At 59.9% G+C, this 2,490-nt stretch carries 2 protein-coding genes; both read left to right on the top strand.

Translation table 11 applies throughout. The features are described from left to right. The first annotated feature begins 110 nt into the window (after positions 1 to 110). Positions 111 to 1,631: an IS21 family transposase gene (gene istA / locus Q8Q53_RS07690; protein ID WP_305701182.1), complete on the top strand. Its 1,521-nt coding sequence runs from the start codon at positions 111 to 113 to the stop codon at positions 1,629 to 1,631. Continuing rightward, positions 1,621 to 2,388 carry an IS21-like element helper ATPase IstB gene (istB, locus tag Q8Q53_RS07695; RefSeq protein WP_305701181.1) on the top strand — a complete coding sequence of 256 codons (768 nt, stop codon included), beginning with the start codon at positions 1,621 to 1,623 and terminating at the stop codon, positions 2,386 to 2,388. Before istA ends, istB begins: the two co-directional genes overlap by 11 nt. Positions 2,389 to 2,490 lie beyond the last annotated feature (102 nt).

Raw genomic sequence — 2,490 nt, forward strand, 5'->3', positions numbered from 1 at the left:
TGTTGAGTAGCGCTGAGAATTGACCCAGGAGGTGCAGAAATTATCACTGAGAATTGACCCATGCTTTCCTCGCCCCCGGCTGACAGTCGGGAGGCATCGGAGTGATCGACATGGACCTACTCAGTGTGATCCGCCGCTGGCACTTTCGGCAAGGCATACCCATTCGCGAGATCAAGCGGCGAACGGGGTTATCGCGCAACACGATCCGCAAATATCTTCGCGCCGACGCGCTGGAGCCGGTATTCAGGGTTCCTGATCGACCGAGCAAGCTGGACCCGTTTGCTGAGAAGTTGACGGGGTGGCTGCGCGTGGAGGCAGGCAAGTCGCGCAAACAGAAGCGGACGGCCAAGCAGCTTTACGCCGATCTCGTCGCACTCGGTTTTGACGGCTCATATACTCGAGTGGCGGCGTTTGCGCGGGAATGGAAGCGCGAGCGCCAGTATGAACAGCAGACCAGCGGACGTGGAACATTCGTCCCGCTGGTATTCCAGCCCGGTGAGGCCTTCCAGTTCGACTGGAGCGAGGACTATGCGGTTCTGGGCGGTAAACAGGTCAAGCTGCAGGTGGCTCATACCAAGCTGTCGCACAGCCGAGCGTACATCGTCCGGGCTTATCTGCTGCAGACCCACGAGATGTTGTTCGATGCGCTGACGCAGGCGTTCCGAGTTTTGGGTGGCGTGCCGCAGCGCGGGATCTTCGACAACATGAAAACCGCAGTCGACAAGATTGGCCGCGGCAAGGCCCGACAGGTGAACGCACGCTTTGCCGCGCTTGCCAGCCACTATCTGTTCGAGACGGACTTCTGCAATCCCGCCTCAGGCTGGGAGAAGGGACAGGTCGAGAAGAACGTTCAGGATGCCCGCCACCGCCTGTGGCAACCTATGCCCAGCTTCCCGGATCTTGCAGCTCTCAACACTTGGCTCGAGGAGCAATGCGTCGCGCAGTGGGCAGAAATCCAGCACGGCGCGCTGCCCGGCACCATTGCTGATGTACACGCCGAAGAGGTGGCCAGCCTGATGCCCATGGGGCGGGCATTCGATGGTTTCGTCGAGCAGACCAAGCGTGTGTCACCCACTTGCCTGATTGCCTTCGAACGCAATCGCTACAGCGTGCCAGCCTCCTTCGCCAATCGGCCCGTCAGTCTGCGTGTGTATCCCGAACGGCTTGTCATTGTCGCGGAAGGGCAGTTTCTGTGTGAACACGAGCGGATCATTGATCGGTCCCATCACAGGTCCGGGCGTACGATCTATGACTGGCGGCACTATCTGGCCGTTGTTCAGCGCAAGCCGGGCGCCTTGCGCAATGGCGCCCCATTCCTGGAGATGCCTGAAGCCTTCCGGCAACTACAGGTAAGGCTGCTCAAGCGGCTTGGCGGTGACAAGGAGATGGTCGAGATCCTTTCCCTTGTCCTGCACCATGACGAACAGGCTGTCCTGCGCGCTGTTGAACTCGCCCTCGAGGACGGGGTCGCAACCAAAACCCATGTTCTCAATGTCCTGCATCGCCTGATCGATGGGAAGGCTCCACCGGCTCCCCCGATAGATGCTCCACAAGCCTTACGCCTCGGCAAGGAGCCCAAAGCCGATGTCGACCGCTACGACACGTTGAGGGAGTTGCGCCATGCGTCATGATCCTGCCAGTGCTGCTGTGGTCGTAATGCTGCGCGGTCTCAAGATGTATGGCATGGCCCAAGCCGTCAGCGACCTGATCGAGCAAGGGGCCCCGGCGTTCGAGGCGGCCGTGCCGACGCTGTCCCAGTTGCTCAAGGCAGAAATGGCCGAGCGCGAGGTCCGCTCGATCGCCTATCAGATCAAGGCTGCTCGCTTCCCGGCATACAAGGACCTGGCCGGCTTCGACTTTGCCGCCAGCGAGGTCAATGAGGCATTGGTACGTCAGCTTCACCGCGGCGACTTCATGGACAGTGCCGACAATGTTGTGCTGATTGGCGGCCCCGGCACGGGCAAAAGTCACATGGCCACCGCCCTTGGCGTCCAGGCCGTCGAGCACCATCGCAGGAAGGTGCGCTTCTTTGCCACTGTCGATCTGGTCAATGCACTCGAACAGGAAAAGGCGAGCAACAGGGCTGGCCAGATTGCCGAACGGCTGCTCAAGCTCGATCTCATCATCCTGGATGAACTGGGATATCTGCCGTTCAGCCCGTCAGGTGGCGCCCTGCTGTTCCATCTGCTCAGCAAACTTTACGAGCGCACCAGCGTCGTGATCACCACCAACCTCAGCTTCAGCGAATGGTCCGGCGTCTTCGGCGATGCCAAAATGACCACCGCCTTGCTCGATCGCCTCACACATCATTGCCACATCCTCGAAACGGGCAATGACAGCTTCCGCTTCAGGGCCAGCTCCGCCACACCCCAATCCAGAAAAGGATAAACCCAACTCTTGACCGGGCCTCTCGTGGGCAGCACATAACCCACACCCACCCGGGTCAACTCTCAGTGATAATCCTGGGTCAATTCTCAGCGCTACTCAACA

It is taken from the genome of Novosphingobium sp., from assembly GCF_030699305.1.
Lineage (GTDB): Bacteria > Pseudomonadota > Alphaproteobacteria > Sphingomonadales > Sphingomonadaceae > Novosphingobium.

Excerpts from the sequence above, each read along its gene's own strand:
- istB (WP_305701181.1), top strand. The coding sequence starts at position 1,621 with ATGCGTCATGATCCTGCCAGTGCTGCTGTGGTCGTAATGCTGCGCGGT.
- istA (WP_305701182.1), top strand. The coding sequence starts at position 111 with ATGGACCTACTCAGTGTGATCCGCCGCTGGCACTTTCGGCAAGGCATA.